Here is a 14,599-nt window from a genome sequence, read left to right on the forward strand (position 1 = left end):
CAACACCACCAGGACCAGCCGCTGCCGGCCCGTCATCCGAGGCGGACCCGACGTCCCCTCACTCACCGACTGCACACCATCAACAACGGACATGGGGAGGTTCCTCTCCTGGGCACTGTCTTGGGGGGTCTTCCGTGGGGAAGCTTGTGGGGACGTCGCGGCGGACATCAGGCGTCACCGGAGCCGGAGCCGGAGCCGGACCGGGAGCGCATCCCGGTGGCCAGCTCCTGCCAGGCCGAGGCGCACGCGGCGGCCGCCGCCGCCACCGTGGCCGCCCGGTGCGCGGGCACCGCGGCGAGGATCTGCTGCCGCCGGCGCGACCCCGCCACCTGGACGTCGAGCATCCGCAGCAGCAGGCGTCCGGCGTCGCTCAGCCGCAGCGCCGGGTCCTGGCACAGGTTCCTGACCAGCGTGTCCAGGTCGCCGGGCGGCCCGCCGGAGGCGGCGCGGGGCCCGGCCCCGGCCGTGGCGCGGCGCTCCGCCGCACGCTGGCGCGGAGGCACCGGGTCCTCGCCGACGACGGTCCGCCGCCGGACGTCGCGCACCGTGCCGGGGGACAGCCCGGTGCGCTCCGCGATGGCGCGCAGCGACGCCCCGGGGTCCTCGGCGATGAGGCGGGCGGCGGCCCTGCGGCCTTCGGCGGTGCTGAGCGGGCGGACGCGGCCGTCCCTGCCGACCCGGTGCGTGGTGTCCTCGGGGGCCGGCGCCGTTTGCCGGCGCAGCGCGCCGACGGTGGCGGCGGCCAGCCCGGTGCGCGCGGCCACGGCGCGGTCGGACCACCGGGGGTGGCTGACCAGGATGCGCGCCGCCGCGGCCGTCCGGTCGGCGAGGGTCAGGGGCAGGCCGTGCAGGGTGTTGGACTCGACGGCGAGGACGAACGCGTCCTCGGCGCTCCCGTCGAAGAACCTGACGGCGACGGTCGGTTGCCGGCGCAGCCGTGCGGCCAGCAGCCGGTGCGTCCCGTCGATCACCCGCATGGTCGCCCGGTGCACCAGGAGGGGCGGCAGCGGGTCGCCGCAGGCGGCCAGCGCCTGGGCGTGCCCGGTGTCCTCGCCGGCGGTGCGCGGTGAGTCGGCGGGCAGCAGGTCGTCGAGCGGGACCTGGTGCACGCGCCGGTCCACGGCGTCCTCCAGCGGACGGGGTTCGGCGTCGGCGGGCGGCACGGCGGTGTCGGTCCGGATCGGGGACATGGTCGGGCGCACCCCCTCGGGTGTGTCGTACGGAAGCGGATGGCTGTGCGAGCGGTACGGATGGCCGTGCGCGCGGTGTGGTGGCGGTGCGCGGTGCGGGTGCCGTGCGGTGCGGGACCCGGCCGCGAGGTGCGGCCGGACCGGGCAGGACAAGAGGTTACGTAGATACCGTTCGGTATTTCGCCCTGGCCCGGAACACCCGGCGCAACCTTGGCAACTTGCCGAGAACGGTGCGGATCGCGGTGTGCAACCGCGCAGGACGCGCGGTTGCACACCCGGTGGCCCCCCGGCCCGCTTCAGCCCACGGGGACGAGCACGTCCCGGCCGACGAACTCGCCCAGCCAGGCGCGGAACTCCGGCCCGAGGTCCTCGCGTTCGCAGGCGAGCCGGACCGTCGCCTGGAGGAAGCCCAGCCGGTCCCCCGTGTCGTAGCGCCGGCCCGAGAAGACGACCCCGTGCACCGGACCGGCGTCCTCGCGCACGGCCAGCTCGCGCAGGGCGTCCGTGAGCTGGATCTCGCCGCCGCGGCCGGGCTCGGTGCGGCGCAGCACCTCGAAGATCTCCGGGTCGAGCACGTACCGCCCGATGACCGCGTAGTTGCTGGGCGCCTCCCCCGGCGCGGGCTTCTCCACCAGGTCGGTGACGCGCACGGTGTCGCCGTCCCCGGCGGGGCGGACCGCCGCGCAGCCGTACAGGTGGATCTGGCCGGGATCGACCTCCATCAGCGCCACCACGCTGCCGCCGTACCGGGCCTGGACCTCGGCCATGCGCGTGAGCAGCGGGTCGCGGGGGTCGATGAGGTCGTCGCCGAGGAGGACGGCGAAGGGCTCGCTGCCGACGTGCGGCGCGGCGCACAGCACCGCGTGGCCGAGGCCCTTGGGGTCACCCTGGCGTACGTAGTGGACGGCGGTGGCGAGTTCGGTGGGGGCGCAGACCCGGGCGAGCTTGTCCCGGTCGCCCTTGCGCGCCAGCGTCTCCTCGAGCTCGTAGTTGCGGTCGAAGTGGTCCTCCAGGGGGCGCTTGTTGCGCCCCGTCACCATCAGGATGTCCGACATCCCCGCGGTCACGGCCTCTTCGACCACGTACTGGATGGCGGGCTTGTCCACCACCGGGAGCATTTCCTTCGGTGTGGCCTTCGTGGCCGGCAGGAATCGTGTGCCGAGTCCCGCCACCGGGACAACTGCCTTGGTTATGCGGCGCCGAGTGGAATTCATGGAAAAAACGCTAGGCGCCGCCTCCGCGTGGCGGGAAGCAACGCCTGGTGGCTCAAAACGACTTGGGCAATTCGCCGGAGTGCCCGGCAGCGCCCCCGCAGCGGCCGGGATCCGTTCTCCGCGCCCGAGGGCCGGAGGGCTCAGCCCTCCGGCCGGTGCCGCACGCGCCCGCCCCCGGCCCGGTCCGCCGGGTCGCGCAGCCCGCGCAGCGCCAGCTCCCAGATGCGGGCGAGCTGCGCGTCGGCGGGACAGGGCGTGCCCTCCCGCTGCGGGAAGCCGTGCAGCCACTCACGCACCTGCACCTCCGCGCCGGCGACCAGGTGCGCCACCAGCGCCGTGACCGTGCCGGGGTCGATGCTCTTCCGCAGTTCCCCCTGGTCGCAGGCGCTTTTCGCCAACTCGCGCGCGAGCGGCGTCCAGACCGAGGCCCAGGTCTCCTGCGGGCTGCGCCAGCCGTCCCGCTCCAGCCGCACGCAGGCGCGGACGAGGCTCTGCTCCTGGAGGAGCCGGGCCAGCGCGACCGTCAGCGCCACCAGGCCGTCCAGCGCCGCCTCCCGCCGCACGCCGGAGCGCTCCAGCGCGCTGCGGGTCATGGACCGGCCGCCCGCGTGGACCGCGTCCGCGAGGTGGTCCTTGGTCGGAAAATGGAAAGTCAGCGCTCCCATGGATATTCCCGCGGCCTTGCTGATGCGCGAGAGGGACGTGCCCTCGTAGCCGCTCTTGTCGAATTCGTCGGCTGCCGCGACGACCAGGGCGTGCCTGGTCCGCACGGCCCGTTCTTGTTTCACCATTCTCAAATCCCGCTGTCCGGGTGTCCGTACTGCACCAATTCTGCGACGGCTTCGAGAGGAACGCTGATCCTGCCAGGCCGGTGGTCGTGCTCGTACACCACTTCATGTACGGCCCTGGCAAGGACGCAGGCCCGCAGCAGGAGCGCGTGCTCCCGCGGATCGAGGCCCGACACCCGTGCGTAGCCGTCGCAGAAGGCGTCCGCGCACCGGTCAGCCCAGTGGCCGGTCGCGGGCGCCTCGGCACAACGGGCCGCGTAGTCGAACGATCGCAGCATGCCTGCAATGTCGCGCAGAGGCGAATGCGACGCTCTCCGTTCGGCCAGGGACAGTCCGGGCGCGCCTTCGAAGTCCACCAGGATCCAGCCGCCCGCGGACCGCAGCAGCTGGCCGAGGTGCAGGTCGCCGTGGACCCGCTGCGCCGGCGGGCCGGAGGTCAGGCCGCGCAGACGGCCGTACGCGGCGCGCACCGCCGGCAGCAGGGGGCGCAGGGCGGCCACCCGCCGTGCCGCTGCCTCCAGGCCGGCGGTGAGCTCCCCGCCCAGCGCGGCGAGTTCGGCCGCCCCGGTCGGCGCCGTGCCCAGCCGCTCCGCCAGGTCCGCGTGGACCCGGGCCACCGCCTCCCCCATGGCGTACGCCTCGCGCGCGAACGCCCCGGCCAGGGGCGCGCCGGCCCGCGCCGCGGCACGGGCCGCCGTGTAGCCGTCCGTGGCCTCCGGCAGGTAGTCCTGCACCATGGCGTAGGTGACGGGCTCGCCGTCGAGCTCGCCCTCGACGGCGCCGCGCAAGCCCGTGACGTGCGGGTTGGCGGTGGACCCGAGGGCCCGCAGCAGTTCGACGTCCGGGTTGGTGCCGGTGCTGATCCGCCGGAAGATCTTCAGCAGGTACCGCTCGTCCACGACGACGGAGGTGTGGGTCTGCTCCACCCCCAGCGGCCGGCTGGAGGGATGCGGCGCCGGCGGGGCGTCCCCGCGCGCCCCGGCGCCGGTGAGCCGGAGCAGCGCGCCCACGAGCGCCGGGTCGCCGACCGCCTCGTACACGACGACGTCGTCGACGGCGGCGATGACGTACGGCTCCAGGTCGGGGGCGAGGACCGCCCGGATCCCGACCGGCACCTGGTAGTACTCGGGGGGCCCGCCGTCGGCGAAGGTGACGCGCAGCAGGAGCAGCACACCGCGCGCCCCGCCGGAGCGCAGGGTGTCGCTGAAGGCGGTGGTCCGCACGATCGAGGTCCGGTGCGTCGGCCTGCCCTTGCTGCCGTACCAGCGCTGCCACGGCACCCACGCGGTCAGGGCCCGCTCCAGCCGGCCCTTCACGGTGGTCATGTCCACGGTCACGTGTGGGGCCCGTCCGCCGTGAGCGACAGCCAGTAGAACCCGCGGCCCTTGAGCGCCAGCGGATAGGGCGCGGGCCCGACCGCGGGGAACACCGATCCGCCGAGCATCTCGACGGGCACGGCCCCGGCCCACTCCCCCAGGTCCAGCTCGACGGGCTGGGGGTGGCGGGAGAGGTTGTTGACGCACAGCACCGTGTGGGAGGTGCCGTCGGCCGTGGTGTGCCGGCGGACGAAGGCGAAGACCGCCTCGTTGCTGGTGGTGACCTCGGTGAAGTCGCCGGGCCCGAAGGCGGGGTGGGCGCGCCGGGCGGCCAGCATGGCGCGCGTCCAGTGCAGCAGGGACGCGCCGGTGCGCTGCTGGGCCTCCACGTTGACCGCCTGGTAGCCGTACACGGGGTCCATGACGACCGGCTGGACGAGCCGGCCCGGATCGCCGGTGGAGAAACCGGCGTTGCGGTCGGGGCTCCACTGCATCGGGGTGCGCACCGCGTCGCGGTCGTCGAGCCAGATGTTGTCGCCCATGCCGATCTCGTCGCCGTAGTAGAGGACGGGCGAGCCGGGCAGCGACAGCAGCAGGGCGGTGCACAGCTCCATCTGCTCCCGGTCGCCGTCGAGCAGCGGGGCGAGCCGGCGGCGGATCCCGACGTTGATGCGCATCCGCGGGTCGCGGGCGTACTGGCCGTACATGTACGCGCGCTCCTCGTCGGTGACCATCTCCAGCGTGAGTTCGTCGTGGTTGCGCAGGAAGATGCCCCACTGGCAGCCCTCGGGCAGCTCCGGCGTCTTGGCCAGGATCTCCGACAGCGGCCGGGCCGACTCGCGGCGCACGGACATGAAGATGCGCGGCATGACGGGGAAGTGGAACGCCATGTGGCACTCGTCGCCGCCCGTGGTGGGGTCGCCGAAGTAGTCGACGAGCTCCTCGGGGCGCTGGTTGGCCTCCGCCAGCAGCACCCGGCCGGGGTACTCGTCGTCGACCGTCTTGCGCACCAGCTTGAGGAAGTCGTGGGTGGCGGGCAGGTTCTCGCAGCTGGTGCCCTCCTGTGCGTAGAGGTAGGGCACGGCGTCCAGCCGGAAGCCGTCCACCCCCAGGTCGAGCCAGAAGCCGAGCGCGTCGAGCATCGCCGCGCGCACCGCGGGGTTCTCGTAGTTGAGGTCCGGCTGGTGGCTGAAGAAGCGGTGCCAGTAGTACTGCTTGCGGACCGGGTCGAAGGCCCAGTTGGAGTTCTCGGTGTCGGTGAAGATGACCCGGGCGTCGGGGTAGCCGGTGTCGTCGTCGGCCCACACGTAGAAGTCGCCGTAGGGGCCGGACGGGTCGCGCCGTGACTCCTGGAACCAGGGGTGCTGGTCGCTGGTGTGGTTCATCACCATGTCGGTGATGACCCGGATGCCCCGGGCGTGGGCGGCGTCCAGCAGGTCGACGAAGTCGTCGATGGTGCCGTAGTCGGGCCGCACGAGGCAGTAGTCGGCGATGTCGTACCCGCCGTCCCGCAGCGGCGAGCAGTAGAAGGGCGGCAGCCACAGGCAGTCCACGCCCAGCCACTGGAGGTAGTCCAGCCGCCGGGTCAGTCCCTTCAGGTCGCCGACGCCGTCGCCGTCGCTGTCCTGGAAGGCGCTGACGAGGACCTCGTAGAACACCGCCCGCTTGTACCACCGGTCCTCGTACGGCAGCGGGGTCGCCCGGCGGCCGGGGGTGCGCCGGGCGAGGGCGTGGGCCGACAGGGCGTGCGGGGACAGCGCGTGCGCGGGCAGGCCGTGCGGGGGCAGCGCGTGCGGGGACGCGCCGGGCGGGGGCGGGGGCGTAGAGGTCACTGGTCACTCCAGGAGAAGACGTGGGCGACGGACTGCTGGGGATCGACCTTGAGGTCGATGACCGGGCCGAGCCAGGTGGTGCGGCCGGTCACCTCGTCGACGGCCCGGACGCACTGCCCGGGCGCCAGGCCCAGGGCGGCCATGTCGAGGCGCACGGTGGCCTGCTCCGTCTCGTACGGGTCGAGGGTGACGGCGCACAGGACGGTGTCGCCGCCGACCGGGTCGCGCTTGGAGTACACGAGCAGCCGGTCGCTGTCGCTGTCGTGGAAGTGCAGCGAACGCAGCTGCTGGAGGGCGGGGTGGCGGCGGCGGAGGGTGTTCAGGAGGGTGATCCAGGGTTCCAGCGAGCGCCCGTCGGGCACGGCGGCGTGGTCCCGGGGCCGCAGCTCGTACTTCTCGGAGGAGCGGTACTCCTCCTCGCCGGGCACCAGCGGCTCGTTCTCGCACCGTTCGAAGCCGCAGTACACGCCCCAGCTCGGTGACAGCGTGGCCGCCAGGGCGGCGCGCAGCGCGAACGCGGCCGGCGGGGCGCCCTGCAGGTCCACGGGCAGGATGTCGGGGGTGTTGACGAAGAAGTTGGGCCGGAACCAGGCGGCCGCCTCCCCGGTCAGCTCGGTGAGGTAGGCGGTCAGCTCGCGCTTGCCGGTGTGCCAGGTGAAGTAGGTGTACGACTGGCTGAACCCGAGCTTCGACAGCCCGTGCTGGACGGCGGGCCGGGTGAACGCCTCGGCCAGGAACAGCACGTCCGGCTCGGCCGCCTGCACGTCGCCGATCAGCCGGTGCCAGAAGCCGGGGGGCTTGGTATGCGGGTTGTCCACCCGGAAGATCCGCACGCCCCGCGCCGTCCAGAAGCGGACGATGCGCAGCACCTCCGCGTGGAGCCCCTCCGGGTCGTTGTCGAAGTTCAGCGGGACGATGTCCTCGTACGTCTTGGGCGGGTTCTCCGCGCAGGCGATGGTGCCGTCGGGGCGGCGGGTGAACCACTCGGGGTGGTCGCGCAGCCACGGGTGGTCGGGCGAGCACTGGAGGGCGAGGTCCATCGCCACCTCCAGGCCGGCCTCCCGGGCGGCGGCCACGAACGCGTCGAAGTCCTCCAGGGTGCCGAGGTCCGGGTGGACGGCGTCGTGGCCGCCGGCCGCGGACCCGATCGCCCACGGCGACCCGACGTCGTCCGGGCCCGCGGTCAGCGCGTTGTCCCGGCCCTTGCGGGCCGTGGTGCCGATGGGGTGGACGGGCGGCAGGTACACCACGTCGAAACCCATGGCGGCGATCCGGGGCAGCTCGCGGGCCGCGGTGCGGAACGTGCCGTGCACCGGGGTGCCGTCGGCCGCGCGGCCCCCGGTGGAGCGGGGGAAGAACTCGTACCAGCTGCCGTAGGAGGCGCGGCGCCTGTCCACCCGCACCCGGTACGCCGGGCTGTCGGCCGACAGGGCGCGCAGCGGATGGCGGGCCATCGCGGCGCGGACGGCGGGGGTGAGCGCCCCGGTGAAGCCGGCCGCGTCCCGGGCGCGCCGCAGCGCGGCGGCGGCGCCGGTCAGCAGCCGCGCCGTCGCGGCGTCGGCCGGGCGCGCGGCGCGCTCCAGCAGCCGCGCGCCGCTCTCGGGATCGCCCGAGGGGCCGGGCGGCAGGCCGGCCCGCAGGCGGGCCTCCGCGGCGTCCAGCCAGCTCTGCCACGGGTCCGTCCACGCCCTGATCCGGAAGGTGGACTCGCCCGTGCGGTCGGGCACCACCGTGGCCCGCCACCGGTCCCCCTCGGGGTCGGTGCGGTGCAGCGGCACCTCCCGGCAGATCCCGTCCGGGCCCGTCCACAGCACGGCGGCGGCGAGCGCTTCGTGGCCCTCCCGCCACACGGTCGCCTCGACGGGCAGGGGGTCCCCGACCACCGCCTTGGCGGGAAGGCGCCCCATGCTGACGACGGGTGACACGTCGTCGATGAACAGACGGCCGGTCATGTCGGCTCCCTCTCACGGCTCGCCCCGGGCCGGCCGCGCGGCGCTCCCGGCGGCGGCGTCCCGCGCCGTCACCGGAAGCGGAGCACTCCGCCGGGGAATCACAAAAAAGCACCTCGGTATGTCGGGGAAGAACGGGTGCGGGGCGCACGCGGTTTCCGGTACGCCGGGAACACGGCGACTTCGGCAACTCGCGGCAGTGTCAGCCGCCCGGCGGCCGGATGTTGCCGGTGGCACACGCCTGCGGTTTGACTCAAACTCCACCGTTGTCCCGGCAGACCGGACGCCGAAATCCGCCATGCCGCCGGGCTTTTCCACCGCATGGAGTCCTGTCGTGTCCCAACGCATTCTCGTGGCGCTGTCCGAATACGGGTACTGGGGTGAGGAACTGGTCGGCCCGCTGGACGTGTTCGACGCCCGCGGCTACCGCACCACGTTCATCACGCCGACCGGTAAACGGGCGCACGCCCTGCCGCCGAGTTACGACCCCGGCTATCTGGACCCGCCGCTGGGGCGCACGGTCACCACGCCCGACATGGCCCGGCGCGCCCGTGAGCTGGACGAGTCCAGCCGGCTCGACCAGCCGCTGTCGCTCGCGGGGCTCATACCGGAACGGCCCTACCTCAGCGCCCTGAACCACCTCCGGGAGCTGGAGGACTACCACCGCCGGCTCGCCGCGGTCACGGACGACCTGCTCGCCGGATTCGACGCGCTGGTCATCGTCGGGGGCAGCGGACCGCTCGTGGACCTCGCCAACAACGAGCGGCTGCACGACGTCATCCTGGCGTTCGCCGCGGCGGACCGGCCCATTCTCGCGGAATGCTACGGAGTGGCGGCGCTGGCCTTCGCGCGCGACTGGGAAAGCCGTACGAGCCTGCTGTGGGGAAAGCACGTCACCGGGCATCCGAAGGAATACGACTACAAGGACGGGACCGGTTTTCTCGGCACCGATTTCGTCATGGGACCGCCGCCCTATCCGCTGGAGTACATCCTGCGGGACGCCACCGGGCCGCACGGCCGGTTCCACGGCAACGTCGGAAAGGAGACCTCGGTCATCGTCGACTTCCCCTTCGTCACCGCCCGGTCCACACCGGACTCGACCCTGGCCGGGGAACTGCTCGCCGAGGTCCTGGACTCCGGGCTGCGCCGCCATGGCTGGTGACCGCACCCGGGCGGGGGCCGTCGACGCCGTGCCCCCGCGACCGGCCAAGGCGGCGCTGTTCGAGCAGTTCGCCGCGGACGGCGTCCGGTACATGTTCGGCAACCCGGGCACGGTGGAGCAGGGCTTCCTCGACCTCGTCGACAGCAGCGACACCGCGTACGTGCTCGCCCTGCACGAGGGGGTGGCCGTGGCCATGGCCGACGGCTACGCCCGCGCCTCCGGGCGTCCCGCGGTGGTGCAGCTGCACAGCAGCGCCGGGCTCGGCAACGCCGTCGGCATGCTGTACCAGGCGCTGCGGGGCGGCTCCCCCCTGGTCGCGCTGGCGGGTGAGGCGGGGCTGCGGTACGACGCGATGGACGCGCAGATGGCCGCCGACCTGGTCGCCATGGCGGCGCCGGTCACCAAGTACGCCACCCGTGTCGTCCACCCCGACTCCGTCCTGCGGGTGCTGCGCCGCGCGGTGAAGATCGCGTCGACACCGCCGCGGGGCCCCGTGCTGGTGGTGCTGCCGGCCGACGTCCTGGAGGAGCTCACCGGTGAACCGGCGGTCCCCACCCCGGTGCCGGTGACCCGCTCCGTCCCGGACCCGGCGACCACGCGGGAGGCGGCGGACCTGCTGCTGGCCGGGGAGCGGCCGCTGATCCTGATGGGGGACGGCGTGGCGGTCAGCGGGGCGCAGCGCGAGCTGACGGAGGTGGCCGAGCTGCTCGGCGCGCCGGTCTGGGGGGTGAACTCCTCGGAGGTCAACATGGACGCCGCGCACCCGCTGTTCGCCGGTGCGCTCGGCCACATGTCGGGCGACGACAGCGCCCGTGCGGTGGCGGACGCCGACGCCGTGCTGATCGTGGGCACCTATGTGTTCCCCGAGGTGTTCCCGTGGCTGGACAACCCGTTCCGGCCGGGTGCCCGGGTCGTCCACGTCGACGCGGATCCGTACGAGATCGCCAAGAACTTCCCGGTCGACCTGGGGGTGAGCGCCGATCCGCGGGCGGCGCTGGCGGCCCTGGCGGCCGAGCTGCGCCGCCGGGGCGCCGCGCCGCGGATCCGGGCCGGCGCGGCGCGGGCCGCCGCCGGACCGGCGTCCTCCGCGGCGCCGTCCCCGGCCCCCTCCCTGATGGAACGTTTCTGCAAGGAGCTGGCGGCGCGGGCCCCGCGGAACCTCGCCGTGTTCGACGAGGCGCTGACCGCGTCCGGCGACCTCACCCGGCACCTTCCGCCGCGGGTCCCGGGCACCTGGTTCCAGACCCGGGGCGGCTCCCTCGGCGTGGGGATCCCCGGGGCCCTGGGCGTCAAGCTGGCGCGGCCCGACCTGGAGGTGGTCGGCTTCACCGGGGACGGCGGCAGCATGTACACGATCCAGGCCCTGTGGACGGCCGCCCGGTACGGCATCGACGCCACCTTCGTCATCTGCAACAACGGCCGCTACCGGCTGCTCGACCTCAACCTCGCCGCCTACCGCGCCCAGCCGGGCCGCCCCCCGCACGCGCCGCCGCCGCAGGCGTTCGACCTGTCCCGGCCCGCCATCCGCTTCACCGCGCTGGCGGAGTCCCTCGGCGTGCCGGCGGTGCGCGTGGAGACACCCGACGCGATCGGTCCGGCGGTCGGGACCGCGCTGTCCGGCCGCGGCCCGTTCCTGATCGACCTCGTCACCTCCTGACCCCGCCCGCACCCCCGCCCCTTACGGAGACCCTCATGCCCGCTGCCGGGGACCCCCGCGTCCTCACCGCATCCGCCGTCGAACGGACCGTCACCGACTGGTACGCCGCCCTGGACCGCCACGCACCCGTCGAGGAGGTGCTGCCGCACCTGGTCCCGCGCGGCCTGGTCATGCACTTCCCCGAGGGCACCGTCCGGGGACTGCGCGGCTTCCGCACCTGGTATCGCACGGTCTGCCGCCTGTTCTTCGACGAGGCCCACCGCGTGGACGCGGTCACCGTCCGCCCGGTGACCCCGCTGAGCGCGGAGGTCGAGGTCGCCGTCACCTGGACCACCCGCACCTGGCGACCGCCCGCAGCACAGAGCCGGACCCTCTCCTTCGACGCCCGGCAGAGCTGGTCGGTCGTCCTGCACGACGGCCGGCCCCGCATCCGCACCTACACCGTGGACGCCCTCACGCCCCGGCCCGGGTACCCCGCCCTGGCCGACGCGTGACGTCCCATCCGTACTCCACTCGACGGGGGAATGCGAGCATGGCAACGATCAAGCCGCTGCCGGACGGACGCCTGGCCGGGAAGCGCATCGGCGTCCTCATGGAGAACGACTTCGCCGAGGACGAGATCGCCTACTACGAGCGGCGGTTCGCCGAGGAAGGCGCCCGGGTCGAGCTGCTGACCCGGCTGTGGGGGCGTGACTCCCTCACCTTCCACGGGCACGACCACCGCGGTACCGTCCACGTGACGGGCGACCTGGAGGCGCTCGACTACCACGAGCTGTCCCGGCTGTCCGCGCTGGTGGTGCCCGCCGGGATGGTGGCCGACCGGCTGCGCTACAGCGAGGACGTGGAGCGCGAGGCCCCGGCCGTCCGGCTGATGCGGCGCGCCTTCGGCGTCCCGCACCTGGTGAAGGCGTTCTCCTGCCACGGGCTGCTGCTGCTCTCGGCCGCCAAGGAGCTGGTCCGGGGCCGCCCGGTGACCTGTCACAACAACCTGGTCGCCGACGTCCGCAACATGGGCGCCTGCTACCTCGACCAGGACCTGGTCGAGGACGGGGACCTCATCACCTCGCGCAGCGCGGAGCACTGCCACCTGCTGGCGCGCACCGTGATCGAGGCGCTGGACCGCCCCCGCGGAGCGGCCGCGTGACCGCCACCGGAATCCCGCCCCGCCCCACCGCCGGGCCGGACGCCGCGGGCACGGCCCGTACGGCAGCCGCCCGCACGGCAGCCGCGCGGTCCGGAACCGGGCCGGTGACGTCCTTCTCCGACACGGTCGCCGGCTACGTCGAGCACCTCCGCGGCGACCAACTCCTGGTGCGCACCCTGGGCGGCGACCCCGTGACGCTGGAGCTCACCCCCGCCACCTCGGCGCAGCGGCTGCGCAACCTCGGCGAGCCCCACCAGGACGTGACCGGGCGGATGGCGGAGTTCCTGGTGCCCGGCGCCCTGGTGTTCAGCTACGGCCCCCTTTACTACGGGAGCCCGGAGGGACCGCGGTTCCAGGTCGACCACATCGTCGTGGCCGGCGGCCCGGACACGCCGCTGCCCGGGGACGCGCCCGGGTGGTGGACCGGCCAGCTGCGCCGGCTCGCCGCCTTCTACCGCCGGTCCCAGTTCGGCGACGGGCCCGCCGACTTCGGCCAGTACCGCACCGAACTGCGCGGCGGCGGCGAGAAGCCCGCGTACGGGGTGCAGGAGACGGACACCATCTCCCGCCTCGTGTACGGCATGGCCACCACCTACCTCCTCACCGGCGAGGAGGAGTACCTGGACATCGCCGAGCGCGGCTGCGCCTACCTCCACGACCACCTGCGGTTCCACGACCCGGCGGAGGACGTCGTCTACTGGTACCACGGCATCGAGAAGCACCCGCTGGGCGAACGCAAGCTGTTCGCCTCGGAGTTCGGCGACGAGCACCGGTCGCTGCCCGCGTACGAGCAGATCTACGCGCTCGTCGGCCTGGCCCAGACGTACCGGATCACCGGCGACCCGGAGATCCGCGCGGACATCGACGGCACGGTACGGCTCTTCGAGCGCTTCTACGCCGACCCGCGGCTCGGGGGCTACTACTCCCACATCGACCCGGTGACCTTCAGCCCGCACGCCGACACCCTGGGCCCCAACCGGTCGCGCAAGAACTGGAACTCCACCGGCGACCACGCGCCCGCCTACCTGATCAACCTCTACCTCGCCACCGGCGACGAACGGCACCTGCGCATGCTGGAGCACGCCTTCGACATGATCGTGGAGCACATGCCGGACCGCGGCGGCCCCGGCCCCTTCGTCAACGAGCGGTTCCACGCCGACTGGACCCCCGACCACGGCTGGGGCTGGCAGCAGAACCACGCGGTGGTCGGCCACAACCTGAAGATCGTCTGGAATCTGCTGCGCATGCAGTGGACCCGCCCCAAGCGCGAGTACCGGGCGCTCGCCGAGGAGCTCGGCGCCCGGCTGCCCGCCATCGCCCGGGACGCCCAGCGCGGCGGCTGGTACGACCTCATGGAGCGCGTACCGCGCGACGGCCGGCACGCCTTCGCCCGGCACGACCGCAAGACCTGGTGGCAGCAGGAACAGGCGATCCTGGCCTATCTGCTGCTGGCCGCCCACACCGGCGACACCGGGCACCTGCGGCACGCACGCGAGGCCGCCGCCTTCTACAACGCCTTCTTCCTCGACCACGACGCCGGGGCCGTCCACTTCACCGTGCTCGCCCAGGGCATCCCGTACGCGGTCGGCAACGAGCGGCTCAAGGGCAGCCACGCGATGTCCATGTACCACAAGGCGGAGCTGTGCTACCTCGCCGAGACCTACCAGCGGCTGCTGATCCACGGGGAGCCGCTGGAGCTGTGGTACAAGCCCCGGCCGGACGCCGCCCTGCCCGGCCGTCGTGTCCTGCGCGTCGCCCCCGACCTGCTGCCGCCCGGGAAGGTCCACCTGGACCGGGTGCTCGTCGACGGCGAGCCCTGGACCGACTTCGACGCCGACGCCATGGCGGTACGGCTGCCGGACACCGCCGGCCGGCCGACGGTCCGGGTCCGCCTGCGGCCCGGCCCCGCGCCCGTACGGAAAGGAACCGGCCGATGACCTTCGACGCCTACCTCGCCGTCTCCGGACGGACGGCGGTCATCCATCTGTCCGGCGAGCTCACCGACGCCCGGGTGACCGCCCTGCGCGCCCTGCTGGGCCAGGCCGTCCGGCAGCCGGTGGACCGCCTGGTCCTCCGGCTGGGGGAGCTGACCTCGCTCGCCGCGGGCGGTGTGCGCTGCGTCGCCCTGGCCCAGCAGGAACTGCCCCAGGGCACCGACCTCGTGCTCGAAGGCGCCCGGGACGCCGTGCTGTCCGCGCTGCGCCTCGGCGGTGTGCACGCCGTCGCCGTACCCGCCGCGCCCCCCTCCCCCGCACCGCCCGCACCGCCCGCGCCCGCACCCCACTCCCTGCACGCCATCCGTCGATAAGGAGTTCCTCCCCGTGAAGGCTGTTCAGAAGACCGTTGC

At 73.8% G+C, this 14,599-nt stretch carries 12 protein-coding genes; 6 read left to right on the top strand and 6 right to left on the bottom strand.

The genetic code is table 11. From position 1 onward, the window contains the following. Nucleotides 1–167: 167 nt before the first annotated feature. The 6 genes from ACIA79_RS26665 to ACIA79_RS26690 all read right to left on the bottom strand — a co-directional run bounded on the left by ACIA79_RS26665 (nt 168) and on the right by ACIA79_RS26690 (nt 8,292). Entirely contained in the window at nt 168–1,190 is a 1,023-nt protein-coding gene (locus ACIA79_RS26665; protein WP_399430873.1) for a winged helix-turn-helix transcriptional regulator, read from the bottom strand. Nucleotides 1,191–1,486: 296 nt separating this feature from the next. After that, nucleotides 1,487–2,404 carry a UTP--glucose-1-phosphate uridylyltransferase GalU gene (gene galU, locus ACIA79_RS26670; RefSeq protein WP_399430874.1) on the bottom strand — a complete coding sequence of 306 codons (918 nt, stop codon included), beginning with the start codon at nt 2,402–2,404 and terminating at the stop codon, nt 1,487–1,489. A 140-nt stretch (nt 2,405–2,544) separates the two neighbouring features. Then, entirely contained in the window at nt 2,545–3,174 is a 630-nt protein-coding gene (locus ACIA79_RS26675; protein WP_399430875.1) for a TetR family transcriptional regulator, read from the bottom strand. 23 nt (nt 3,175–3,197) lie between these two features. Then, nucleotides 3,198–4,517, bottom strand: coding sequence for a hypothetical protein (locus ACIA79_RS26680; RefSeq protein ID WP_399430876.1), 1,320 nt, complete (start codon nt 4,515–4,517; stop codon nt 3,198–3,200). Between the two features lie 8 nt (nt 4,518–4,525). Then, nucleotides 4,526–6,199 (bottom strand): maltose alpha-D-glucosyltransferase, encoded by a 1,674-nt coding sequence (treS, locus tag ACIA79_RS26685; protein ID WP_399430976.1) that lies wholly within the window; start codon nt 6,197–6,199, stop codon nt 4,526–4,528. A 137-nt stretch (nt 6,200–6,336) separates the two neighbouring features. Beyond that, complete coding sequence (locus ACIA79_RS26690) at nt 6,337–8,292, bottom strand: maltotransferase domain-containing protein (protein ID WP_399430877.1); 1,956 nt, start codon at nt 8,290–8,292, stop codon at nt 6,337–6,339. Nucleotides 8,293–8,623: 331 nt separating this feature from the next. On the opposite strand from ACIA79_RS26690, the gene ACIA79_RS26695 reads away from it, so the two are divergent. From ACIA79_RS26695 to ACIA79_RS26720, 6 genes are read left to right on the top strand one after another with little or no spacing between them, the layout of a single operon-like run. Then, entirely contained in the window at nt 8,624–9,451 is an 828-nt protein-coding gene (locus ACIA79_RS26695; protein ID WP_399430878.1) for a type 1 glutamine amidotransferase domain-containing protein, read from the top strand. A 28-nt stretch (nt 9,452–9,479) separates the two neighbouring features. After that, nucleotides 9,480–11,108, top strand: a complete 1,629-nt coding sequence (locus ACIA79_RS26700; protein WP_399430977.1) for a thiamine pyrophosphate-binding protein — start codon at nt 9,480–9,482, stop codon at nt 11,106–11,108. A 35-nt stretch (nt 11,109–11,143) separates the two neighbouring features. Further along, the gene (locus tag ACIA79_RS26705; protein ID WP_399430879.1) at nt 11,144–11,602 is read left to right on the top strand and encodes a nuclear transport factor 2 family protein; all 459 of its coding nucleotides are present in this window, start codon (nt 11,144–11,146) and stop codon (nt 11,600–11,602) included. Between the two features lie 38 nt (nt 11,603–11,640). Beyond that, nucleotides 11,641–12,252, top strand: a complete 612-nt coding sequence (locus ACIA79_RS26710; protein ID WP_399430880.1) for a DJ-1/PfpI family protein — start codon at nt 11,641–11,643, stop codon at nt 12,250–12,252. After that, nucleotides 12,249–14,189 carry an AGE family epimerase/isomerase gene (locus ACIA79_RS26715; RefSeq protein WP_399430882.1) on the top strand — a complete coding sequence of 647 codons (1,941 nt, stop codon included), beginning with the start codon at nt 12,249–12,251 and terminating at the stop codon, nt 14,187–14,189. Before ACIA79_RS26710 ends, ACIA79_RS26715 begins: the two co-directional genes overlap by 4 nt. Then, a complete protein-coding gene (locus ACIA79_RS26720) occupies nt 14,186–14,560 on the top strand; it encodes an STAS domain-containing protein (protein ID WP_399430883.1) in 375 nt (124 codons plus the stop codon). The genes ACIA79_RS26715 and ACIA79_RS26720 overlap by 4 nt, the downstream gene beginning before the upstream one ends. Nucleotides 14,561–14,599 lie beyond the last annotated feature (39 nt).

Origin of the sequence: Streptomyces sp. NPDC051310 (assembly GCF_044455245.1) — a bacterium.
Taxonomy (GTDB): Bacteria; Actinomycetota; Actinomycetes; order Streptomycetales; family Streptomycetaceae; genus Streptomyces.